The sequence below is a fragment of the Streptomyces sp. WY228 genome (genome assembly GCF_019287315.1).
Classification (GTDB): Bacteria; Actinomycetota; Actinomycetes; order Streptomycetales; family Streptomycetaceae; genus Streptomyces; species Streptomyces caviscabies.
Window position 1 is genome coordinate 7,281,107 of the sequence record NZ_CP079114.1, and the last position, 15,264, is coordinate 7,296,370.

14 protein-coding genes are annotated in these 15,264 nt (G+C 69.6%); 9 read left to right on the forward strand and 5 right to left on the reverse strand.

Annotation, left to right across the window (positions count from 1 at the left end; genetic code table 11):
- Nucleotides 1-92: 92 nt before the first annotated feature.
- The 5 genes from KV381_RS31905 to KV381_RS31925 all read right to left on the reverse strand — a co-directional run bounded on the left by KV381_RS31905 (nt 93) and on the right by KV381_RS31925 (nt 4,260).
- On the reverse strand, nt 93-617 hold the full coding sequence (locus KV381_RS31905; RefSeq protein ID WP_181007823.1) for an excalibur calcium-binding domain-containing protein: 525 nt from the start codon (nt 615-617) through the stop codon (nt 93-95).
- A gap of 165 nt (nt 618-782) precedes the next feature.
- Complete coding sequence (locus KV381_RS31910; protein ID WP_086777080.1) at nt 783-1,997, reverse strand: acyl-CoA dehydrogenase family protein; 1,215 nt, start codon at nt 1,995-1,997, stop codon at nt 783-785.
- A 4-nt stretch (nt 1,998-2,001) separates the two neighbouring features.
- Complete coding sequence (locus KV381_RS31915) at nt 2,002-2,475, reverse strand: SCP2 sterol-binding domain-containing protein (RefSeq protein WP_218786885.1); 474 nt, start codon at nt 2,473-2,475, stop codon at nt 2,002-2,004.
- Nucleotides 2,476-2,580: 105 nt separating this feature from the next.
- Nucleotides 2,581-2,844 carry a hypothetical protein gene (locus tag KV381_RS31920; protein WP_030076261.1) on the reverse strand — a complete coding sequence of 88 codons (264 nt, stop codon included), beginning with the start codon at nt 2,842-2,844 and terminating at the stop codon, nt 2,581-2,583.
- 201 nt (nt 2,845-3,045) lie between these two features.
- Nucleotides 3,046-4,260, reverse strand: coding sequence for a helix-turn-helix domain-containing protein (locus KV381_RS31925; protein WP_030076262.1), 1,215 nt, complete (start codon nt 4,258-4,260; stop codon nt 3,046-3,048).
- Nucleotides 4,261-5,069: 809 nt separating this feature from the next.
- Between KV381_RS31925 and KV381_RS31930 the strand changes: the two genes are divergently transcribed.
- The 9 genes from KV381_RS31930 to KV381_RS31970 all read left to right on the forward strand — a co-directional run bounded on the left by KV381_RS31930 (nt 5,070) and on the right by KV381_RS31970 (nt 15,264).
- The gene (locus tag KV381_RS31930; protein WP_030076264.1) at nt 5,070-6,005 is read left to right on the forward strand and encodes a hypothetical protein; all 936 of its coding nucleotides are present in this window, start codon (nt 5,070-5,072) and stop codon (nt 6,003-6,005) included.
- A 165-nt stretch (nt 6,006-6,170) separates the two neighbouring features.
- Entirely contained in the window at nt 6,171-6,827 is a 657-nt protein-coding gene (locus KV381_RS31935; RefSeq protein WP_030076266.1) for a hypothetical protein, read from the forward strand.
- Nucleotides 6,828-7,290: 463 nt separating this feature from the next.
- Nucleotides 7,291-8,781 carry a DUF6801 domain-containing protein gene (locus tag KV381_RS31940; protein WP_086777082.1) on the forward strand — a complete coding sequence of 497 codons (1,491 nt, stop codon included), beginning with the start codon at nt 7,291-7,293 and terminating at the stop codon, nt 8,779-8,781.
- 469 nt (nt 8,782-9,250) lie between these two features.
- Entirely contained in the window at nt 9,251-10,237 is a 987-nt protein-coding gene (locus KV381_RS31945; protein ID WP_030076269.1) for an ABC transporter ATP-binding protein, read from the forward strand.
- Nucleotides 10,234-11,115 carry an ABC transporter permease gene (locus KV381_RS31950; RefSeq protein WP_030076271.1) on the forward strand — a complete coding sequence of 294 codons (882 nt, stop codon included), beginning with the start codon at nt 10,234-10,236 and terminating at the stop codon, nt 11,113-11,115. Before KV381_RS31945 ends, KV381_RS31950 begins: the two co-directional genes overlap by 4 nt.
- A gap of 3 nt (nt 11,116-11,118) precedes the next feature.
- Nucleotides 11,119-11,922 (forward strand): ABC transporter permease, encoded by an 804-nt coding sequence (locus tag KV381_RS31955; RefSeq protein WP_030076273.1) that lies wholly within the window; start codon nt 11,119-11,121, stop codon nt 11,920-11,922.
- Nucleotides 11,922-13,220, forward strand: coding sequence for an MCE family protein (locus KV381_RS31960; RefSeq protein WP_086777083.1), 1,299 nt, complete (start codon nt 11,922-11,924; stop codon nt 13,218-13,220). The genes KV381_RS31955 and KV381_RS31960 overlap by 1 nt, the downstream gene beginning before the upstream one ends.
- Nucleotides 13,217-14,248, forward strand: coding sequence for an MCE family protein (locus KV381_RS31965; RefSeq protein WP_030076277.1), 1,032 nt, complete (start codon nt 13,217-13,219; stop codon nt 14,246-14,248). Before KV381_RS31960 ends, KV381_RS31965 begins: the two co-directional genes overlap by 4 nt.
- Nucleotides 14,245-15,264 carry an MCE family protein gene (locus KV381_RS31970; protein ID WP_030076280.1) on the forward strand — a complete coding sequence of 340 codons (1,020 nt, stop codon included), beginning with the start codon at nt 14,245-14,247 and terminating at the stop codon, nt 15,262-15,264. The genes KV381_RS31965 and KV381_RS31970 overlap by 4 nt, the downstream gene beginning before the upstream one ends.

Sequence of the window (15,264 nt, forward strand, 5' to 3'; positions counted from 1 at the left end):
CCGGCACCGGAGGCCGAAGTCCGGGCTTCGGTTCCGGTGCCGTCGCACGAGTCAGGGCGACGAGAATCACATATGCCGACGTCCTGCTCCCCCTATTCGCAGCCCACTCCGTCGCCGTCACGGTCCAGATGCCGCCCGTACCCGGGCTGGCCGGACCGGATGGGTGCGACACCGGCGGCACGCACCGCATCGCAGTTCTTGTAGTACGCCGACGTGCTGCCCGAGCCCCCACCGCTGCCGGAGGCGTCGTCCTGGGCGACGGGCTTCTTCGCGGGCTCCGGCTCCGGGGGAGCGGCGGTGACCGTGACCCGCACCTTCTTGACCTTCGTGACGGTCGGGGCCGGTTCCGGAGTCGCGGTCACCGTGACCGTCGCGGTCTCCGTGACCGTGACGGTCGGCCCGGGCTTCGTCTTCGCCGCGACGGTGCGCACTTCTCGCGGCTGTTCACCGGTGGCGCCGATCCCGACACCGAGCACGAACAACGCGCCGGCCGCCGGGAGTACGACACGCTTGCGTGCCCACCGCGGTCCACCCGTCGGAGGCGGCTGCGGCGTGAAGCCGTCGCCCTGGCCCCAGCCGGGCCGACGCGACGGGTGCTGCGGGCTGTTCCAGTCCATGATCCCCCCAGGGTGCTGTGCGGAAGCCCGACGGTAGCGATGCGACCGGACCCTGGGGAGCGACTTGTTCCGTTGGTGATGGAGTCGTGATGAAACAGCGGGGGAGGGGTGGTGAGTTGCTGTTGCGCGGACGGTGCGGCGGTCGCCGCGGGACCGGACCCGGCCTCAGCGGATGTGCCGCCCCGAGATCGCCCGTGCGATCACCAGCCGCTGGATCTCGCTCGTCCCCTCGAAGATCGTGTAGATCTTCGCGTCGCGGTACATCCGCTCCACCGGATGCTCCCGGCTGTAGCCCGCGCCGCCGAGGATCTGGACCGCCTTCTCCGTTGCCGCGACCGCGAGTTCACCGGCCCGCAGCTTCGACATGGAGCCCTGGCCCGCGTCGAACGTGCGGTCGTTGCGGGCCATCCAGGCGGCCTGCCAGATCAGCAGGCGTACGGCTTCGATCTCGGTGCGGATATCGGCCAGGGCGAAGGCGATCGACTGGTTCTCGATGATCGGCCTGCCGAACGCCTCGCGTTCACCGGCGTATTCCAGGGCGTACTCATAGGCGGCGCGCGCGATGCCGAGTGCCTGCGCGGCGACGGTCGGGCGGCTGACCTCGAACGTCGCCATGGCCGCCTGGCCCTTGGCGGTGGTGCCCTCGCGGGCCCTGGCGAGGCGGGCGTCCAGCTTTTCCTTGCCGCCGAGCAGGCAGTGGCCCGGCACGGTGACCTCGTCGAGGAAGAGGTCCGCCGTGTGCGAGGCGCGCAGGCCGAGCTTCTTGACCGTGCGGCCCGCCGTCAGGCCCTTGGTGCCGGGCGGCACGATGAACGCGGCCTGGCCGCGGGAGCCGAGCGACGGGTCGACCGAGGCGACGACGACATGGACCTCGGCGATGCCGCCGTTGGTGATCCACGCCTTCTGACCGGAGATCACCCACTGGTCGGCCGCCTCGTCGTAGCGGGCCCGTGTCGTCATCGCGGAGACGTCGGAACCGGCGCCCGGTTCGGAGACGCAGAAGGCGGCGACCTTCGGATCGTCCTCGTCGCCGTAGCACTGCGGCACCCACTCGGCGAGCTGGTCCGGGGTGCCGGAGGCGAAGATGCCGGCGACCGCGAGCGAGGTGCCGAACAGGGCCATGCCGATGCCCGCGTCACCCCAGAACAGCTCCTCGTTGGCGATCTGGAGGGACAGCCCGGTCGGGTCCCCGTACAGATCGGCGAGCGACTCGAAACCGTACAGACCGATCCGCGCGGCCTCCTGGATCACCGGCCAGGGGGTTTCCTCGCGGGCGTCCCACTCGGCGGCGGCCGGCCGGACCACCTGGGCGGCGAAGCCGTGCACCCAGTTACGGAGGTCCTGCTGCTCCTCGGTCAGGGCGAGGGAGAAGAAGCTCATGCCCTCACGCCTTCGGGATGTCGAAGTAGCGGGTCAGGCCGGAGGCGAGGCCGACGTCACCGGCGACCTTCAGCTTGCGCGTCATGAACATCGTGACCGGATTGCCGTTGCCGGAGACCAGCTTGAGGAACTCGGCGTCGCCCATCACCAGTGTGGTGCGGGGTTCGGCATCGGAGCGGCCGGAGGTGACCCGGCAGACGCCGTCGGCTATCGCCGTCTCGTAGACCACGTCGTCCTCGCCGGTGATCTTCCAGCGGATCAGCGCGGTGAGGCCGCCGGCCGCCTCGGGCCGGAACTGCTGCCGCATCCGGCCGAAGACCTCGCCGAGTATCCGGGTGCGCAGCTCGCCCCGCATGACCTCGGTGAGCTGCTTGGCGGACAGTCCCTTGACGATCCGTGCGAACTCCTCGGGCCCGACCGCCGCGAAGTCGAGCCCGGCCAGGCCGTCGGTGAGGTTGCCGCTGCTGGTTCCGTCCACGCCAATTCCTTACTCCGGAGTAAACTTACTTTGGAGTAAGGTAAGGGGGGCGGCGGCGGGTCGCAAGACCGGTCCGCCGCCGGGGTGCTCGATGGGGCGGTGGGCTCAGAAGGGCGAGCCGGGCAGCACCGCCAGTCGCGGATGGTGTGCGGCCAGCACCTTGTTGGCGCGGGCCAGGTCGGACAGCGCCTGCTCCCGGTCGGCCTGGTCCTCGACGCCGAGCCGGGGGCCGCGGAACCTGCGGACCTCGCGGGCCGCGCAGTCGGCGTCGAACTCCGCCTGGAGGATGTGCGGCGGAATGCACGAACCGATCAGCGCGGCGACCCGGTCCGGGATCGGCACGGGGACGAGGAGGTGCGAGGCGGTCATGGGGTGTTCCCTCTCGGATGGTTGGCCAGGAGGCGGTGCTCGGGGCCTGTCGCCTGATGGGCGGCAGGTTCCTTCCTGTCTACGGGACGCGGTTCCGGGTTTCTCGTCGGATACGTCTCCGTGTCGCAACCGTTTGGGACTGACCGTCTATTTCGCCTTACGCGCCGGTAAGTTGACCTGCCGCGCCGAACGTGATCCGGATCAGGGGGATGTGCCGGTCGCGCGGGACCGCAGGCGCAGCGCCCGTAACACCGCCTCGGTGGCGAAACGGCTTTCGGGATCGACGAGTTGGTCACCGAAGATGGTCTCCAGGCTCCGCATGCGGTAGCGCACGGTCTGCGGATGGACATCCAGCAGCGCGCCCATCTGCGCCGCCGTGCCCCGGGTGTCGAGCCAGATCCGCAGCGTCTCGACCAGCCGGTCACGCCGGGTGGCGCTGATCCCCGCGACGGCGGCCAGCTCCCGCTGGGCGAGCTGGTCCAGCAGCGCGGGGTCGGACAGCAGCCACAGGGTGATGAGGTGGTCCTCGCAGCGGATCAGCGGGGCGTCGTCGATCACGCCGGAGTCGACGAGCTCCAGGACCCGGCGGGCCCAGCGGATCGACTCGCAGGCCAGGGCGGTTGGCACGGTCAGGCCGATCGCCGCGCGGCCGGCCGGCAGAGCCTGTTCCAGCATGGATCTTCGCGCGTCGTCCAGCGCCCCCGGGACGAGCAGGTGCGGCTGCGGGGCGCTGAGGTCGACGAGCAGGTCACGGTCCGCGCTGAGCCGGTCCAGCTCCGCCGGGGCGCGGACGGCGATCAGCGTGACCTCCTCCGGCAGCGGCCAGCCGACCTGCTCGCACAGATCGGCGATGGCGCTGCCCGGGGCCGGGCGTCCGGCGAGGATCAGGTGGAGCAGGCGGCGGCGCAGCGCCTCGCTGTGCTCGCCGGACTGGGACTGCACCTCCAGGAAGCCTTCGCGGGAAAGCGATTCCAGTTCGTCGACGTAGGCGAAGAGCGCGTCGGCGAAACTCAGCATCAGCGTGGGGGAGAGGTGATAGCTCTGCCCGACCTTCTTCGCCCGCCGCAACGCCACCCGCGCGCCCAGCCGGTAGGCCCCCTGGAGGGTGTCCATGCTCCGGCCCTCGTACGCCTCGAACCGTCCGAAGCGCCGGCACATGTCGTCCCGGAGCGTGGTGGAGGACGAGGGCTCGGCCACCAGATCGACGAAGGAGGCGAGGCTTTGTTCCACGCCCACCCGGATGGCCTGCCCGTTCGGCCCGTCGAGCAGCCGGGCGTATTCCGGATACGCCCGGGTGACCTCGACGCCGATTTCCTTGATGAGGCTGGGCAGTTCGGGCCGCATGATCGCCGCGAATTCCTGGGGAAGCGGCCCCAGCGGGTCCTCGGTGTCCAGCGGCTGTATGAGATGTGCCATGACATGTCCCCTTGCTCTCGGCGCCCGGTGGGGGTGAGGCGGTGGGGGGAAAGCGCTCCCACGAACCGACAGGTGCGTACCAAGTTCGCGACGAAGATAGACCAAGGAACAGGCACTGCACACCACTTGGACAAGATCGACGTGCAAGGGGCACACATCCTGGCCGCACTGTGCGACTTCCGTGCAGGTCGGGCGGTACTGCGCGCTTTCGGACAATGAATTTCGGCCGCCTGCTCCGGTGATGACAACAAAGCCGTTCCCTGGCGGCCGAGTTGTTCCCGGCCCGGTGTGAGCGCGGTCGGCCGGCGTCCCCGGTGGCCGTGCGCACAGGCGGCTCACCACGGCGAACGCGGGTGAACAGCCCCTCCCGGGCGAGTATTTCCGGCCGGATGGCTGAATCTCGGGCTGTTCGTGAGTGAACGGAGGCGGGGCTTCCCCGGCCCCCGCCCCGAGCGCGCCGGGTGCGCACGACGCGCGGGGGTTCCGGCCCTCGCCGCGTAATTCCACGCCTCCGGGTACGCATTCCTTGATAAGGGCACGACGCTCCGATGCTCATTTCCGGATCAAAAAGAGTGCGGCACAAAGAATCTTAGGCGGACGGATTGTGTCGCCCTGTTTCCCGCGAGTAACATCACGCCTCGATCAATTCGGTCACGAAATCTGCCCGAAATTTGATGCTCCGATCCTCCGCCCCCGGGCCCACCCGAGGCTCCATCACCGTCGAGATCCGTCGCGGTGCGGGCATGCGTTGCAGAACCGGTCAACTTCGTGCACGAGGCCGCGCCACGGCGGCCGACAGAGGGGACGACATGAGATCCGTTTCCAATCGAACCCGCGTAGGTCTGCTCGCGGCATTCACGGCGTTCAGCGCTCTGCTCTCCACCGGGTCGGCCACCGCCGCCACCCAGCTCAACGGCGACTGGGCGCCCTTCGACCGCTGCCCTGTCGACGCGCCCGCCATGCTGGCCGCGGACGGCATCAACACCATCGCCACCTGCATAGCGTCGAGCTCGGCCACCGGATCCATCACCCTGGGCAAGACGGAGGTGGCCACCGGAAAGACCGATCTGCAGCTCGGAGTCGTCCAGCGCGCCGACGGCACCGCCGCCCTGGTGGCCCCGCCCGAGGGGGCCCTGACCGCCGACCCGGCGGAGATCCCGGGCGGGCTGCTCGGGCTGATGTGCCCCAGCGGAATTCCCCTCGTATCAGGAATCTGCCGTCAGCTCACCGACAACAATCTCAACCGGGTGACCGCCACCATCGAACCGGCCGGGGCGCCGCGCGACTTCCATATGAGCGCCGCTTTCTCCACCGGTGAGCCCATTCTCACCATCCCGGTCCGCATCCACCTCAAGAATCCGTTCCTGGGTGACAAGTGCTACATCGGGACCACCGCGAATCCGGTGCTCCTGAAGCCGCAGAACACGACGGCGCCGACCCTCTCGCTCCAGCGGTTCTCGGCCGACGGAACCCCGAACGACGACGAGGGCGAGATGGGGCGCTACACCTTCGACGGCGCCGACCAGGGCGACGCGACCTTCGCGGTGCCGGGGGCCAGCGGCTGCGGTGCCGGGCTCCTGGACTGGGCGGTGAACCTCAAGACCGGTCTCCCGTCCGCCGCCGGGAAGAACAGCGTCTCCCTCGACGCCACCACGACCTACTTCGGCAGCCCCTACGACCCCGCAGGCCTCGCGCCGGACGAGGGCCGGAAGCTGTCGGAATTCTGGCACTCCGCGAAGCGGTAGGCCTCACCCCCGGTGCGAGGAGGTGATGCGAGAGCCGCCCTCACGTCCAGCCCAGTGGACCCCGCCGCATGTGCCGCACCGTCCGGCACGGTGGAGAACAGCGCACGAACCTCTCCAGTCACGTTCAGCCGAATCCCCAACGGGACGAGAAAAGGGAGTACCCCCATGTTCAAGCGAACCGGTTTCCTGACCGCGATCGGCGCCGCCGCGGCATCCGTGGTCCTGGCCGCCCCCTCGGCCGTCGCAGCGCCCACCAGCTGGACGATCAGCCCGACCGGTGACTTCAACGGCACCGCCGGAGTGACCGTCCTGACCGACAACAACGGCAACAAGATCCAGTGTGCGACCTCGGCCGCCTCGGGCAACGCGCCGACCTCCCCGGTCGCCGGCAGCCCGGCCAAGCTCGCGTCCATCTCGGCGATCTCGTTCAACTCGCCGTGCACCGGGCCGTTCAGCTCCACCTGGACGGTGTCCACCACGCCGTCGTGGGAGATCTGGGGCCTGGACTACGCGGCGGGCGCCGGCACCAACTCCACGGGCCAGACGACCGGTGAGATCAGGGCGATCAAGGCGAAGGTGACCGGGAGCAGCATCCTCGGCCCCTGCACCTTCGACGTGACCGGCAAGGTCGCGGCCAAGTACAACAACCCGAGCGCCGGCGGCAGCAACGGCACCCTGAACACCGCGGGCGGCGGACTGACCCTGGCCATCGCCAACAAGGTCGGCGGCGGCTGCGGCATCGTCGGCACCACCGCCAGCTTCCAGGGGCTGTACACCATTGTGAACGGGACATCGGGCCAGTCCCCGGTGATCAGCGGGTGACCCACCGCCGCTGACGTCCCGTACCCGAGCGTCGTGCCCGGCCGTGCGCACCCGGCGGCCGGGCACGACCACGGCCGGGCACGACCACGACCGGCGGCGACCGGCCGGGCACGACGCTCTTTTCGCGCACCCGCCGACAAGGGCGCGACGGCGGATTTGTCACCGTCTGCCAAACTCCGCCGGCCGGTGATCCGATCGGGAACCCGGCCCTTCCCAGGCGCCGTCGGCGTGCGTACCGTACCCGTCGGTAGGGGATCCGAAGCCCGGCCGGACCGCGGCCGGCGTACGGCGGAACCCGCTCGACGTACGGCCGCACCCGACCGAGCCACAGCCGAACCGAACCCCGCCCGACGTCCGTTCGCGGTCCGCCCGGCCCCGCCGCGAGGCCGTCGCCGGGAAGCGGACCCGCTGTCCGCAGCCACCCCCTCCTCTGGGCCCACGCGCGCCGGAAGGACACATCCGTATGACCGTCGATGCACGCGCCGCAGCGAGACGACCGATCCACTGGGCCGTGGGCGGGGCGCTCGTCGTCGCCACCGCGCTCGTTCCCAGCGCCGAATCGGCCGCCGCGGAACAGAAGTCGGAGGTCGCCCTCCGCTACGCCTGCCCGTTCCCCTCCGGGCCCGAGGAGGTGGACGTCGTCGTCTCGGCGGTGCTGCCCACCTCGGCCCGTACGGGCGAGGAGATCCGCCCCGACCAGGTCGCGGTGGACGTCACCCTGCCGCCCACGGCGCTCGCCCGGTTCCGCGACCTCGACACCGGGACCCTGTCGGCCGTCGCACGGCTCACCGTCCGCAACACCGTCGGCGACCGGTCCGCCGACGCCTCCTGGCAGGACCTGACCGCCCCGCCCGTGCCCCTGCCCGACGAGGGCGAACTGGCGCTCACCGCCACCGGGGACGTGCCGACGGTCGCCTTCGGCAGCCCCGGACGCGCGACACTGGCCCCCGAAGGGCTCACCCTCGCGCTCTCCTCCCGTACGGCCGACGGCGAGCCGACCGAGCCGCCGGGGCTCGACGTCGCCTGCGAACCGGTCCCGGGCCAGGAGCCCGAACTGGCCGCGATCACGATCCGCGGCGACACCGACCCCACGGCGCCCGCACCCCGCCCCGGGGAGAGCGGCCCCGCACCGGAGCCCGAGCCCACCCGGCCGGACGAAGGGCTGCCACCCACCGCACGGGAGAAGATCGACGCCCTCACCGACAAGCGGCGCGAAGCCCTCGCCGACGAGGACCCGGGCAGCTGCCCGATCGAGATCCCGCCCGAGTGGGTGATGACCACCGCCGAGACCTACGCGGCCGGCTACGCCAACGCCGCCAAGCTGGACGGCGCGGCGGCGCTGGGGCCCGCGTTCATGAAGGTCGTGCTGAACAAGCGCTACATCAACGACTCCTGCGCCTCCACCGTCGACGTCTCCTCGGAGGTGAACTTCGACTACGAGGGCCGCCGCCAACTCCCGCCGACGAAGGCCACGTTCCTCAGTTACGGGTTCATGCCGACGACCGCGACGATGACCCTGGAGCAGGTCGGCCCCCCGGCCGCGATCCACACCCACACGGTCACCAACACGCCGACCTACCCGGAGGAGACGACGGTCACGGCGCAGCTCGTCATGCGGCTCTCCGATGTGAAGGTGAACGGGGTGCCCCTGGACGTGGGCCCCGACTGCCGCACGGAACGGCCCTTCGAACAGGTGCTGCGGGGGTACGGCCAGAGCTATCCGCCGGCCGGCTATCTCGTGGCGTTCGGCGGCACCCTGACCGGCTACGCGCACATCCCGCCGTTCGAGGGCTGCGGTGTGGGCGAGGACCTCGACCCGATCTTCACCTCGGCCATCTCCAGCCCGGGCAAGAAGGCCGACAACTACACGAAGATGACGCAGGCGCCGCTGTGCGTGGCGACGAACCCGGAAGGGCCGGACTGCCCGCCGAGGGTGCCCGACCCCGAGCGGTGACCCGAAAAAACTCCCAGCCCTTCCGGTTCCACAGGACCGGAAGGGCTCTTTTCATGCCCGCCGGGCCGGTCCGGCGGGCAGGTGACTCCTCATCATCCGACAGGTTTGACGGGCGGATTGCTCACCCGGCAACAATCCTTCGGGCCACATGAATTCTCGCCGAGGAAAATCTGTACCCAGTATTGCGAAGTCAGGTTACCGGCCCGTAGCGTCCCAGTCGTGCCGATCGGGAACGCCCGGATGCTTGCGCAGATTTCGACAAGGCCGGGGACCGGTTTTGTCACCGAATGACAAGTGATCCATTCTCAGCACCGCGTTCGTCGATCTCCGCTGTTCAACGGCTTGCCCTGGCGGTTTCGGCGGACATAACGTGCGCCCCCCGGTGCATGTGTGACGAGCCGCCATCGCTTTTCTCAGAGCCGGAGCGCTTAACGATGAACACGTTCACCGCCATCTGGAGGGAGGGCCGATGGGTATCGAAGTAGTCGTCGAGGGCCTGACGAAGTCCTTCGGCAAGCAGAACATCTGGCAGGACGTCAGCCTCACCCTGCCCGCCGGTGAAGTGAGTGTCATGCTCGGTCCTTCCGGAACCGGAAAGACCGTTTTCCTGAAATCCATCATCGGGCTTCTGAAGCCCGAACAGGGACGCGTTCTCATCAACGGCGTCGACATGGTGAACAGCTCCGAGCGCGACATCATGGAGACCCGGAAGCTCTTCGGCCTCATGTTCCAGGACGGGGCTCTTTTCGGCTCGATGTCGCTCTTCGACAACATCGCTTTCCCGCTGCGCGAGCACACCCGCAAGAAGGAATCCGAGATCCGCCGCATCGTCATGGAGCGCATCGACATCGTCGGGCTCCTCGGCGCCGAGGGCAAACTGCCGGGCGAGATATCCGGCGGTATGCGCAAGCGGGCCGGCCTCGCCCGCGCCCTGGTCCTGGACCCGCAGATCATCCTCTGCGACGAGCCGGACTCCGGCCTCGACCCGGTCCGCACCGCCTACCTCTCGCAGCTCCTCATCGACCTCAACGCGCAGATCGACGCGACGATGCTCATCGTCACCCACAACCTCGACATCGCGGCCACCGTCCCCGACAACATGGGCATGCTGTTCTGCCGCAACCTCGTCACCTTCGGCCCGCGCGAGGTGCTGCTCACCAGCGACACCCCGGTCGTCTCGCAGTTCCTCGCCGGACGCCGCGAAGGACCCATCGGCATGTCCGAGGAGAAGGACGCCGCCACCCTCGCCGCCGAGCAGCTGGGCGACACCGCCCCGCTGCCCACCGGGCCCCGCACCGTCGTCCCGCAGCTGGAGCCCTCGCCCGGGATGCCCGTACGCCAGGGCGCGCTGCGCCGCCGCGAGCGGGTCATGTCGATGATGGGCCAGCTGCCGGAGGCCGCCCGTACGGCCATCCTCAACAGCTACGCCCCGGCCGCGGGAGGTGCGCGCGCGTGACCGCCCCGATGCCGGTGCGGCCGCCCGAGCCGCCCGAGAAACCCCCGCCCGCCGTCTCCGGGGAAGCCTCCGGGAAGGCAACCGGGAAGGGCCCCGAGCAGCGCCGGCCCTCCCGGCTGCTCGCGCCGCTCCGCGAGACCGGGAAGCTGTTCGCGCTCGCCGTCGCCGTGGCCCGGGCCATTTTCCGCCGGCCGTTCCAGGTACGGGAGTTCATCGAGCAGTTCTGGTTCGTCGCGAGCGTCACCATCCTGCCCGCCGCCCTCGTCTCCATCCCGTTCGGCGCGGTCATCGCCCTCCAGGTCGGCTCGCTCACCCAGCAGCTCGGCGCCCAGTCCTTCACCGGCGGCGCCAGCGTCCTCGCGGTCATCCAGCAGGCGAGCCCGATCATCGTGGCCCTGCTGATCTCCGGCGCCGCCGGATCCGCGATCTGCGCCGACCTCGGCTCGCGCAAGATCCGCGAGGAGCTGGACGCGATGGAGGTCATGGGCGTCTCGCCCATCCAACGCCTCGTCGTGCCACGGGTGTTGGCCACCATGCTCGTCGCCGTCCTGCTCAACGGGCTGATCTCGGTGGTCGGCACGCTCGGCGGCTACTTCTTCAACGTGATCATGCAGGACGGCACCCCGGGCGCGTACCTCGCGAGCTTCTCCGCCCTCGCCCAGCTGCCCGACCTCTACATCAGCGAGTTCAAGGCACTCATCTTCGGCTTCATCGCGGGCATCGTCGCCGCCTACCGCGGCCTCAACCCGCGCGGCGGCCCCAAGGGCGTCGGCGACGCGGTCAACCAGTCCGTCGTCATCACCTTCATGCTGCTGTTCTTCGTGAACATGGTCCTCACGGCGATCTACCTCCAGATCGTCCCCGCGAAGGGGAGCTGACCCATGGCGATGCTCAGCTGGCTCGACCGATCGGGCGACCAACTCACCTTCTACGTCAAGGCGCTCGTCTGGATCCCGCGCACCCTGCGCCGCTATCTGCGCGAGGTGCAACGGCTGCTGGCCGAGGTCGCCTTCGGCAGCGGCGGACTCGGAGTCATCGGCGGCACCATCGGCGTGATGGTCGCCATGACCCTCTTCACCGGCACGGTCGTCGGACTCCAGGGGTACGCCGCACTCAACCAGATCGGCACCTCGGCCTTCACCGGATTCATCTCCGCCTACTTCAACACCCGGGAGATCGCCCCGCTGGTCGCCGGCCTCGCCCTCTCCGCCACCGTCGGCGCCGGCTTCACCGCGCAGCTCGGTGCGATGCGGATCAACGAGGAGGTCGACGCCCTGGAAGCGATGGGCGTGCGGTCCATGCCCTACCTCGTCACCACCCGGATCATCGCCGGAGTCGTCGCGATCATCCCGCTGTACGCGATCGGGCTGCTCTCCTCGTACGTCGCCTCCCGCTACATCACCATCCTCTTCAACGGGCAGTCGGCGGGCACCTACGACCACTACTTCAATCTCTTCCTCTCTCCCGAGGACGTACTGCTGTCGGTGCTCAAGGTGCTGATCTTCAGCGTGCTGGTGATCCTCGCCCACTGCTACTACGGCTTCCACGCCACCGGCGGACCGGCCGGCGTGGGCGTGGCGGTCGGCCGGTCGGTGCGCAACGCCATCGTCCTCATCAGCGTCACCGACTTCTTCCTCTCGCTCGCCATCTGGGGCGCCACGACAACCGTGAAGGTGGCCGGCTGATGCGTACCTCCAGCACCCGCACGGCCCGCCGGCGCCTGGCCGGAGTCACCTTCCTGCTGGTGCCCGCCGTCCTGGTGTGGGTCTCGGTCTCCGTGTACCAGAAGGACTTCACCGACGACGCCACCGTCACCGTCCGCACCGGCTCGGTCGGCAACGAGATGCACACACACGCCGACGTGAAACTGCGCGGCGTCGTCATCGGGCAGGTCCGCTCCATTGCCACCGACGGCGAGGGCGCCCGCCTCACCCTGGCCATCGACCGCGACAAGCTCGGGCGGATACCCGCCGACGTCACCGCCCAGATGCTGCCCACCACCCTCTTCGGCGCACGGTTCGTCGCGCTCGTCCCGCCCCGCATCCCCACGGGCTCCACGCTGCGGGCCGGGGCCGTCATCCCGCAGGACCGCTCCTCCAACGCCATCGAGCTGGAACAGGTCCTGGACAACGTCCTGCCGCTGCTGACCGCCGTGAAGCCCGAGAAGCTCTCCGCCACCCTCAACGCCGTCTCCCAGGCACTGGAGGGCCGCGGTGAACGCCTCGGCGAGACGCTGACCACGCTGGACGGTCACCTGAAGAAGTTCAACCCCCAACTCCCCACCCTCAACGCCGACATCAAGGAACTCGTCAAGGTGAGCACGCTGTACGCGGACGCCGCGCCGGACGTCCTCGACGCGCTGACCGACGCCACGGTCACCAGCTCCACCCTCGCCGACCAGGAGGCCCGGCTCGCCGGCCTGTACGGCACCACCACGGCCGCCGCGCAGGACGTCACCTCCTTCCTGCGGGAGAACAAGGACAACCTCATCCGGCTCTCCGCGTCGAGCCGTCCCTCACTCCAACTCCTCGCCGAATACGCCGAGTCGTTCCCCTGCACCCTGCGCACCATGGCCGGCTTCGTACCCGCCATGGACAAGGCCCTCGGCAAGGGAACCGACCAGCCGGGACTGCATGTGTCGGTCAAGGCCGTTGCATCCAAGGGCAAGTACGTCCCCGGCAAGGACGCCCCGGTCTACGACGCCACCGGTGGACCGCACTGCTACTCGGTGCCGTACGTCGGCAAGCACGCCCCGACCGCCGACACCCGCCGGGCCGCCGAGGTCACCGCCCCACCGCCCACCCCCGACAACGGCGGCGACGGCACGGACACCGCGCTCGGACTGCCCAACTCGCCTCAGGAGTCCCGGCTCGTCAACGAACTGGTCGCACCCTCGCTGAAGGTCCGGCCGGGAGACCTCGCCGACTGGAGCAGCGTGCTCATCGGCCCGGCCTTCCGCGGTGCGGAGGTGAAGCTCAAGTGAAACGCCGCTCGCTCGCCGGACCGATCACCAAGTCCCTCGTCTTCATCGTGGTCACCGTGCTGGCCACCACCGTCCTCGGACTCTCCATCGCCAACACGGGCGTCGGCGACACCACCACGTACAAGGCGCGGTTCACCGACGCCACCGGCCTCATCCCCGGCGACAGCGTCCGGATCGCCGGGGTGAAGGTCGGCCAGGTCGAATCCGTGAAGGTCGCCGACCGGCGGGTCGCCGAAGTCGCCTTCGCCGTACGCAAAGGACGCACGCTGCCCGCCTCGGTGACGGCGTCCATCAAATACCTCAACATGGTCGGCCAGCGGTACGTCGACCTCGACCAGGGAGCAGGGCCCGTCGGCCGGGACTTCGCGCCCGGAGACACCATCCCGCTCTCCCGCACCACTCCGGCGCTCGACCTCACCCAGCTCTTCAACGGTTTCCAGCCCCTGTTCGAAGGGCTCTCGCCGCCCGACGTCAACCAGCTCGCCGGCTCCATCGTCCAGGTCCTCCAGGGCGAGGGCGGCACCGTCGACAGCATCCTGCGGCACGTCGGCTCGCTCACCACCACCGTCGCCGCCAAGGACAAGGTGATCGGCGAGGTGATCAAGAACCTCAACACGGTGCTCAAGACGGTCAACGACCGGGAGGCGGGCTTCGACGACCTCGTCGTCACCCTCCAGAAGCTCGTCACCGGATTCTCCGGCGACCGCAAGCCGCTCGGCGAGGCCATCACCGCGATGGGCGCGCTCACCACCGTCACCGCCGACCTCTTCCAGGACGGCAGAAAGCCGCTCAAGGACGACATCCGCCAACTCGGTCGGCTCAGCGGCCAGTTGGAGAAGGGCACCCCGCAGATCGAGAACTTCCTCCAGAAGACCCCGGCCAAGATGGCGGCCATCACCCGGCTGACGTCCTACGGATCCTGGCTCAACCTCTACCTCTGCGAAGCGAAGGTCAGCGGCGTCACCCACGACGACGGCAGCACGCCGCCCACCGGCATCGCGATCACCCAACCGAGGTGCCTGGCATGAGAATCACCCCCATCCGGGAGCGCAACCCGGTCGCCGTCGCCGTCGTCGGGCTCCTCGTCCTGACGCTGGTCGGCCTCGCCGCCTGGCGCGCCGACTCGCTGCCCTTCCTCGACGGCGGCACCTCCTACAGCGCCGACTTCACCGAGTCCGCCGGACTCGCCGACGGCGACGAGGTGCGGATCGCCGGAGTGAAGGTCGGCGAGGTCACCGGCGTCTCCCTCGACGGCGCGAAGGTCCGCGTCGACTTCCGGGTCAAGGACGCCTGGATCGGCGACTCCTCCACCGTGGGCATCGCCATCAAGACCCTGCTCGGCGAGAAGTACCTCGCCGTCGACCCGCTCGGCGACGCCCCGCAGGACCCCGGCTCCCGCATCACCGCGAGCCGCACCACCTCCCCGTACGACGTCACCCAGGCGTTCAACGGACTCGGGGACACCATCGGCGAGATCGACACCGAACAGCTCGCCAAGAGCTTCGAGGCGATCTCCGCCACCTTCAAGGACTCCCCGCCCCACGTCCGCAGCGCCGCCGACGGGCTCTCCGCCCTCTCCCGTACGGTCTCCGAACGCGACGCCCAGCTCGCCACCCTGCTCCGCAGCAGCAAGCAGCTCACCAAGACCCTCGCCGGAAAGAAGAGCAGCTTCGAAACGCTCCTGGAGGACGGCAACCTGCTGCTCGGCGAGATCCGGGCCCGCCGCGACTCCATCCATCTGCTGCTCACCGGCACCCGCGACCTCGGCACCCAGCTCTCCGGACTCGTCAAGGACAACGAGAAACAGCTCGGGCCGACGCTCGACTCCCTCGGCCGGGTCACCGCCGTCCTGGTGAAGAACCGCAAGAGCCTGGACAAGGTCCTCGCCGCCACCGGCTCCTACAGCCGGCTCGTCGGCAACACCCTCGGCAGCGGACGCTGGTTCGACAACTACGTCTGCGGCGTCGTGCCCAAGAACTACCTCCCCGCCGGCACACCCCCGGCGACCGGCTGCATGCCACCCCGGCAGCAAGGGGGCCGCTGA

What these genes read in the sequence shown, in the direction of transcription:
- KV381_RS31905 (WP_181007823.1), bottom strand. Translation starts at nt 617, where the DNA reads ATGGACTGGAACAGCCCGCAGCACCCGTCGCGTCGGCCCGGCTGGGGC.
- KV381_RS31910 (WP_086777080.1), bottom strand. Translation starts at nt 1,997, where the DNA reads ATGAGCTTCTTCTCCCTCGCCCTGACCGAGGAGCAGCAGGACCTCCGT.
- KV381_RS31920 (WP_030076261.1), bottom strand. Translation starts at nt 2,844, where the DNA reads ATGACCGCCTCGCACCTCCTCGTCCCCGTGCCGATCCCGGACCGGGTC.
- KV381_RS31925 (WP_030076262.1), bottom strand. Translation starts at nt 4,260, where the DNA reads ATGGCACATCTCATACAGCCGCTGGACACCGAGGACCCGCTGGGGCCG.
- KV381_RS31930 (WP_030076264.1), top strand. Translation starts at nt 5,070, where the DNA reads ATGAGATCCGTTTCCAATCGAACCCGCGTAGGTCTGCTCGCGGCATTC.
- KV381_RS31935 (WP_030076266.1), top strand. Translation starts at nt 6,171, where the DNA reads ATGTTCAAGCGAACCGGTTTCCTGACCGCGATCGGCGCCGCCGCGGCA.
- KV381_RS31940 (WP_086777082.1), top strand. Translation starts at nt 7,291, where the DNA reads ATGACCGTCGATGCACGCGCCGCAGCGAGACGACCGATCCACTGGGCC.
- KV381_RS31945 (WP_030076269.1), top strand. Translation starts at nt 9,251, where the DNA reads ATGGGTATCGAAGTAGTCGTCGAGGGCCTGACGAAGTCCTTCGGCAAG.
- KV381_RS31955 (WP_030076273.1), top strand. Translation starts at nt 11,119, where the DNA reads ATGGCGATGCTCAGCTGGCTCGACCGATCGGGCGACCAACTCACCTTC.
- KV381_RS31960 (WP_086777083.1), top strand. Translation starts at nt 11,922, where the DNA reads ATGCGTACCTCCAGCACCCGCACGGCCCGCCGGCGCCTGGCCGGAGTC.
- KV381_RS31970 (WP_030076280.1), top strand. Translation starts at nt 14,245, where the DNA reads ATGAGAATCACCCCCATCCGGGAGCGCAACCCGGTCGCCGTCGCCGTC.